2 protein-coding genes are annotated in these 7794 nt (G+C 61.5%); one reads left to right on the top strand and one right to left on the bottom strand.

Annotated elements, in window-relative coordinates; translation table 11 throughout:
* Positions 1 to 590: 590 nt before the first annotated feature.
* Positions 591 to 2912 (top strand): YadA-like family protein, encoded by a 2322-nt coding sequence (locus BUS06_RS09995; protein WP_074264120.1) that lies wholly within the window; start codon positions 591 to 593, stop codon positions 2910 to 2912.
* A gap of 400 nt (positions 2913 to 3312) precedes the next feature.
* Here the strand turns inward: BUS06_RS09995 and hrpA are convergent, their stop codons facing one another.
* Positions 3313 to 7779 (bottom strand): ATP-dependent RNA helicase HrpA, encoded by a 4467-nt coding sequence (hrpA, locus tag BUS06_RS09990; RefSeq protein WP_074264119.1) that lies wholly within the window; start codon positions 7777 to 7779, stop codon positions 3313 to 3315.
* Positions 7780 to 7794: the final 15 nt, after the last annotated feature.

Genomic DNA, 7794 nt, shown 5'->3' with positions numbered 1-7794 from the left:
GTCTGCAGCGCGGAAGATCGATTTGACATATCGCGCAAATCAGGTGGAGATCGAAGGATTGAGAAATTGCCCGTGAAAACTGAAACCCAGCGCATCTCATTAACCCTTCAAGCGATGACCTAACTGTAAATTTCGAGCTTTTAACAGGTAATAGGACGACTCTCAAAACATATGGAAAACCCTCAGCTATTCTTAGATGAAGCGGTGAAATCTGGTATTCACTGCTGCAACCGTCAGCATCTCCCGTGGGGACGCGTTGCTTAGCGAACGAGATGTAATAGGCAACGACGCGCCAGAAAATTCGGGCATTCGGAATATTCCGAACAGGTAGCGCGTCCAATATGACAGTCAACGACGAAAGGGGACATTTCGCCCTCACTTCGCAGTGTCATCCCGCCTGTCCCATTCCACGCCATTCTCAGCAAGACTTTTGAGACTAGTCTGATATTCCACCTACACAGCTATGCCTACAATTTCCTTCATTGCGCCACCTGTCACGTATTAACGGCGATGCTTCGAGACAACGAAGATGTCGCCGGAATCGGTAGTGCACGTAGCGCGTTTTCCGTAACTACATCTTTGGGAATATCATGAATCACGCTTATCGCATCGTTAGAAACGTCATCACGGGTGGCTGGGCCGTCGCATCGGAACTGGCGAAGGGCCATTCAAAGAGCAGCCGGAAGGCACGGGGTGTTTCCGCCAGCAACGTCCTGGGCACAGGCGGCGTGATGCTTGCGACCGCACTGGGCTCATTGACATTCGCGCCGTCTGCTATGGCCGGTTCCATCGTGAACTGCTCGGGTACCGCGTCGACTTCATATTTCAGCTTCACGGGAAGTTCGAGTGCGGGCAACGGCGTGTGGGGAAGCAGTGCAACGTTGCCCACCGCGCCCGGTACCTGTGGTGGCAGCGGCGCGGGCGGCACTGGCATCGCACTCGCAGAAAACGGAAGCTACTTTAATCCGGACAGCACCAACGCAACGCTGCTGGTCGGCGCAACGGGCAGCAACAGCGCGGGCACGATTTCACTGTATGGGCCCATGGGCATCAATATGATGAACCAGGTCGATATGCACAGTAACAAGATCGTCAACGTCGCCGCCGGTGCGCTGAGCGCATCGAGCATGGACGCGGTGAACGGCTCGCAACTGTACGCAACGAACCAGAGCGTGTCGAACCTGCAAAATACAGTCAACAACATGAACAACGGCACAGCCGGTCTGGTCCAGCAGGCATCCGCAGGTGCAAACCTGACGGTAGGCAAGACCACCGACGGCGCAGCAGTAGACTTCGCCGGCACAGCAGGTACACGCCAGCTCAAAAGCGTATCGAACGGCACGGCCGATACAGACGCAGTCAACGTCTCGCAACTCAAGGGCGTAACCACAGCACTGGGCGGCGGCGCAGCAGTCGATCCGACCACCGGCGCAGTAATCGCCCCAAGCTACACCGTCACCAACGCAGACGGCACAACCAGCACGGTCAATACCGTCGGCGACGCAGTCAGCAATCTCGATGGCCGCGTAGCGGGCAACACGAAAGACATCGCCACGCTGAACACCAACGTAAGCAACATCACGAACCAGTTGAACAACGGCGAAGTCGGCCTCGTGCAACAAGATGCGTCGACTGGCAACATCACGGTGGCCAAGGGTCTGAACGGCGACACCGTCGACTTCACGAACGCGCAAGGTAGCTCGCGTGTTCTGACCGGTGTATCAGCAGGTGCGGTCAACGCAACGAGCGTCGACGCGGTCAACGGCTCGCAACTGTTCAACGCAAGCGCGTCAACAGCCAGCGCGATGGGCGGCGGCTCGACCGTCAACCCTGATGGCACGATCACCGCTCCGTCATACGTGGTCAACGGTCAAACCGTGCACAACGCCGGCGATGCGATCTCGAATCTCGACACCGAAGTGACGAACGTTGCTGGCCGCATGGACAGCATCACCAACGAGATCAACAACGGCACTCTCGGCCTGGTGCAGCAGGACAGCGCGACCGGCAACATTACGGTTGCAAGCGCAACCAACGGCCAGCTGGTGAACTTCACCGGCACCCAAGGCGCGCGAGTGCTGACCGGTGTGGCCAACGGCGCGGTCAACAGCACGAGCCTCGACGCGGTCAACGGTAGCCAGCTGTACGCGGTGCAGGATAACCTCCAGCAACAGATCAGCGGCATCACCACACAAATGACGAGCATCGATTCTCGCGTCACAGAGATTACCGTGAACAACGCAAGCAACGGCTCGGCGACAGGCGACAACAGCACGGCAACCGGTGCAAACTCGACGGCCTCCGGCAGCGACAGCACCGCAACCGGCGCGAACTCCACCGCCTCCGGCAACAACAGCACTGCCGACGGCGCAGGTTCCATCGCCTCGGGCGACAACAGCACGGCAATGGGTCATCACGCCAAGGCAACGGGCAACAACTCCGTAGCGATCGGCGCCGACTCAGTCGCAGACCGCGATAACACGGTGTCCATGGGCTCAGCAGGTCACGAGCGTCAGATCACCAACGTTGCAGCCGGCACGGAAGATACCGACGCCGTCAACCTTGGTCAGATGAACTCGGCGCTGCACGCTGCCGTTGGCGATCTGCCCGCAGGCATGTCGGCGAAGGACTATACCGACCAGCAAGTGAACGCGGTGCAAGACTCGGTGAATCAGGTCGCGAAGAACGCCTACGCCGGCATCGCCGCAGCAATGGCCATGCCGAACATGACGCCGTCGGGTCCGGGCAAGACGATTGTGGCTGGCGGAGCTGGTGCGTACAAGAACGGCTCGGCACTGGCTGTCGGTGTCACCCACCGTTCGATGAACGGCAAATGGCTCGTGAACGGCGCAGTGTCGGCCACCTCGACGGGTGATGCAGGTGTGCGCGCTCAAGTAGGCTACGAGTTCTAAATGTAGACGTTGGTAGGATGCAGGGAAAACGCCGGCAGTAATAGCGATTCCCCTGCATCGGACTACTAAATTTAAAAGGCGGGTTGCTGGATTCAGCAACCCGCCTTTTTTCATCCTGGAAGGCCAACGTTCGATCCATCAAACATTTTTTTAAGAATTTACTTATACCGACACTTCGCCGTCCCGCCGGACAATGACAACAGTCATCGCAGGTGCCCGGTAATACGAGCAGCGAGTGGATGCAGGTCTGGGCGATCTGCATCTTTTGCGCGACACCGATCCCCAAGGGATCGATGTCGCGCTTTTTTATACTCATAGCGAACGGCGCAACAGCACAACGGCATTCCGTGCGAGCGATTAAAGAATCGCCCCCAGGTCAAGCATCCGCAGCTCAAACCCCTCACCGCTGCATCGACTCCCACACCTTGTACAGCCGCTTCACCGACACCGGCATCGGTGTACGCAGCTCCTGCGCAAACAGCGAGATCCGCAACTCCTCCAGCAGCCAGCGAAACTCCAGCAATCGCGCGTCCATGACACCACCGCGCTGCGCGAGCGCGCGCTGATAGTTCTGCAGCAGCGGATGAAACTCGGCAAACTGCCGCGCGTCGCGGGCCGGGTCGGCTTTGAGCTTGTCGATACGCAGCACGATCCCCTTCAGGTAGCGCGGAAAGTGCGCAAGCTGCGCATATGGCGTGTCGATCACGAAGCGCTTGCCGATCAGCGCATCGAGTTGGCCTAGCATGTCCGCATGGGCCGCCGCAAACGGCTTCGCCTGCACCAGCTTCTTGGTAACGCTCGCGTATTCGCTGAGAATTTGCCCCACCAGCCGGGCAATTTCCTGCGCGAGCAGGGTCAGCCGGCTGCGTCCTTCATCGCGTCGCGTGTGGAATGCAACATCGTCGGCCGGCAATGGGTCCTGCAGACAGGCGCGATCGAGCGCGGTATCCACCAACTGGTCGCGCAACTCTTCCTGCGTGCCGCGCGGCATGAACTGCATCGCCATCTCACGCAGGCCCGGGAGGTTCTTCTCCAGATACTTGATCGGCTCCTTCAATTGCAGCGCGAACAATCGCCGCAATCCCGCGCGGTGAATTCGCGCGGCTTCGTCCGGCGAATCGAACACCTCGACATCGCAATGCGTCCCGCGATCGACAAGCGCCGGATAACCAAACAACGTCTGCCCGCCGCGGCGGATTTCCAGCAACTCGGGAAGCTTGCCGAAGTTCCAGGTCGTCAGGTTCTCGTAGAGCGCGGTCGTCGTCGGCGTTTCTGACGAAGCGGTCTGCGGCACCGGTACGCCACCTGGCCCGCGCGAAGCTCGACCCGCTCTCTCGCGTGACGTTGCACCCGCGACACCCGCGCCACCCACAATACCTGCCGCACCGCCCGGCCCGCGCGCATGACCGCCTTGCCCGAATCCCGGTCCTGCCTCTCGTCCCCGTCCATCACCGCTATCAGCGGCCGCTCCACCTCCCACGCCACTCGCCCCGGCCAGCGCCACACCCGCTGCCCCGGAAGCAATCTTCTGAAAATGCTGCTGCGCCTGACCACCGAGCTCCGCGCGCAGTTGCGCGAGATTGCGTCCCATCGCGAGCTGCCGCCCGTGCTCATCCACGACCTTGAAGTTCATGAACAGATGCGCAGCCAGAGTCTCGAGCTTGAAATCAGACTGCTTCATCGCGACCTGCGTCTGCTCGCGAACATCCGCAATCAGCGACTCCAACAAACCACCCGCTCCGAAACGCGGCCCACCGTTGCGATCCACAAACCCCGCGGCGTATTCCGGCAGCGGCACGCAATGCCGCCGCAACTTTTGCGGCAGCGACTTCAGCAGCAGTTGTGTCTTTTCCTTCAGCATGCCGGGCACGAGCCATTCGCAGCGCCGCGCATCCACCTGGTTCAGCGCGTAGAGCGGCACGGCAAGCGTCACGCCATCGCGTGGCGAACCGGGCTCGAAGTGATAGGTCAGCGCCATCTCGACACCCGACATCGTCATCCGCTTCGGAAACAGGTCCGTCGTCACTCCAGCCGCCTCGTGACGCATCAGATCGTCACGCGACAGATACAGCAGGCGCAGCTTGTCTTCCGGCTGCCCGCTCTTCTTCACTTCATCGCGATACCAGCGTTCGAATGACGCGCCCGTGTAGATCCCGCGCGGCAACGCCTGATCGTAGAACGCGTAAATCAGTTCATCGTCGACCAGCACATCCTGACGGCGCGATTTGTGTTCGAGCTGCTCGATATCGGCAAGCAGCTTGCGGTTGTGCGCGAAGAACGCGAGCTTGGTATCGAATTCGCCTTCCACCAGCGCGCCGCGGATAAACAATTCACGCGCCCGCGCCGGGTCCTGCTTGCCGAAACTCACCCGCCGCCGGTGATAAATCGGCAGACCGTACAGCACGGCCCGCTCAAAGGCCGACACCTGCGCCGCGCGCTTTTCCCAATGTGGCTCCGAGAGCGACTTCTTCAGCAAATGCGCACCGATCTGCTCGATCCACTCCGGCTCGATCTTCGCAATACAACGCGCGTAAAGCCGGCTTGTTTCGACCAGTTCTGCAGCCATCACCCAGCGCCCGGCTTTCTTCACCAGCGCCGAACCCGGCCACAGATAAAACTTGATGGTGCGTGCACCGAGGTAGTAAGGCTCATCATCCGCCTTCAGGCCGATATTGCCGAGCAGCCCCGTCAACAGCGCGAGGTGAATCTGCTCGAACGTGGCCTCGGCTTCATTGATGCGCCAGCCGTGCTCGCGCACCACCGTCAGCAATTGCGAATGAACGTCGCGCCATTCGCGCAAGCGCAGTTGCGACAAGAAATTGGCACGACACTCGTCATGCAACTGCCGGTTCGACTTCTTGTGCGCGATGGCCTCGTCGAACCAGTTCCAGATCTTGAGCCATTGCAGAAACTCAGAACGCTCGTCAGCAAAGCGACGGTGAGCCTGATCGGCCTGCTCCTGCGCTTCGATCGGCCGGTCGCGCGGATCCTGCACCGACAGTGCGCTCGCGATGATCAGCACTTCGCGCAGCGCCTGCTGGTCACGCGCAGCGAGAATCATGCGCCCGACGCGCGGATCGAGCGGCAAGCGCGCGAGTTCGCGGCCAAGCGGCGTGAGCTCGTTATCGTCGTCGACCGCGCCAAGCTCGTTCAGCAGTTGATACCCATCGGCAATTGCGCGGCCGGGCGGCGGTTCGATGAACGGGAAGGTTTCGATCGCGGTGAGGTGCAGCGACTTCATCCGCAGAATCACGGACGCCAGCGACGACCGCAAAATCTCCGGATCGGTGAAGCGCACGCGCGACTGGAAATCGGTCTCCTCGTACAGGCGGATGCACACGCCATCCGCGACCCGGCCGCAACGACCGGCCCGCTGATTGGCCGCCGCCTGCGAGATCGACTCCACCTGCAACTGCTCGACCTTGTTACGGTACGAGTAGCGCTTCACGCGAGCCAAACCCGTATCGACGACGTAGCGAATCCCCGGCACGGTCAGCGAAGTTTCCGCGACGTTGGTGGCCAGCACGATGCGCCGCGCGTTCGAGGGCCGGAACACGCGCTCCTGCTCCGCCGCCGACAACCGCGCGAACAGCGGCAAAATTTCCGTATGCGGCGGATGATGCTTGCGCAGCGCCTCGGCGGCGTCGCGAATTTCGCGCTCACCAGGCAGGAACACCAGCACGTCGCCGGGACCTTCGCGGCACAGTTCATCCACGGCGTCGATGATCGCGTCCATCAGATCGCGATCGGTCTCGCGCTGCGTTTTGGGCCGCTCGCGCGACGACGATGACGAAGACGACGAGGAACCTTCCGCGGACTTCACGGCCGGACTGTCTTCCGCCACCGCGCGATAACGCACCTCGACCGGATAGAGCCGCCCGCTCACCTCGATCACCGGCGCGGGCTTGTCATCCGTGCCGAAGTGGCGCGCAAAACGATCCGCATCGATGGTGGCCGAGGTGACGATCAGCTTCAGATCCGGCCGCTTCGGCAAAACTTCACGCAAATAGCCGAGCAGAAAATCGATGTTCAGGCTGCGCTCATGCGCTTCGTCAATGATCAGCGTGTCGTAGGCCTTCAACAGCGGATCGGTCTGCGTCTCCGCCAGCAGAATACCGTCCGTCATCAGCTTGACCGAAGCGCCCGGCGAGAGATTGTCGGTAAACCGCACCTTGTAGCCGACCACTTCGCCGAACGGCGTGCCGAGTTCCTCAGCGATGCGCCGCCCCGTCGCCGATGCCGCAATCCGGCGCGGCTGCGTGTGGCCGATCAGGCCCGAGCCGCCCGCACCGAGCCCACGCCCGAGTTCGAGACAGATTTTCGGCAACTGCGTGGTCTTGCCCGAGCCGGTCTCGCCGCAGACGATCACCACCTGGTTGTTGGCAATCGCCCGCGCGATTTCCTCGCGTCGGCCGGAAACCGGCAGCGCTTCGGGAAAGGTGATAGGCGGAATCGGATTGGGCTCGACTATCCGCGCGGCGCGCGGCGGACGTGGCGCCCGCGGTTCACGCTCGCCATCAGCGCCACGCGTAGGCCCGGCCGTGTTTTGCGCATCCCGAGGCGTATTGCGCCCCCGCTGATCCGGCCCCTGGCCTGCACCCGCTTGACGGCGAGCGTCATCACGCGGGCGTTGCCCTTGAGCCGGCTTCGATGACGCTTTCGGGTCAACGCCGTGCTCGCGACGCGGCTCACGTGACTGCTGCCCTGCCTGCGGCGACTTTTGCGTCGCCTGCGGTTGCTGCTTCACGCCACCAGCAGGCCGCGCGCGCGCGCCTCCCTCGCCGTGCGACTCGCGCGATGGGTCTGATCCGGCGCCCTGCGCCGTTTTCTCGTTCGCCGAAGCGGGACTTTTGGGTACATTCGACATGGGGGCGCATTATAA

Origin of the sequence: Paraburkholderia phenazinium, from assembly GCF_900141745.1 — a bacterium.
In the GTDB taxonomy this organism is placed as follows: Bacteria; Pseudomonadota; Gammaproteobacteria; order Burkholderiales; family Burkholderiaceae; genus Paraburkholderia; species Paraburkholderia phenazinium_B.
This window is presented reverse-complemented; position numbering and strand designations above follow the sequence as displayed.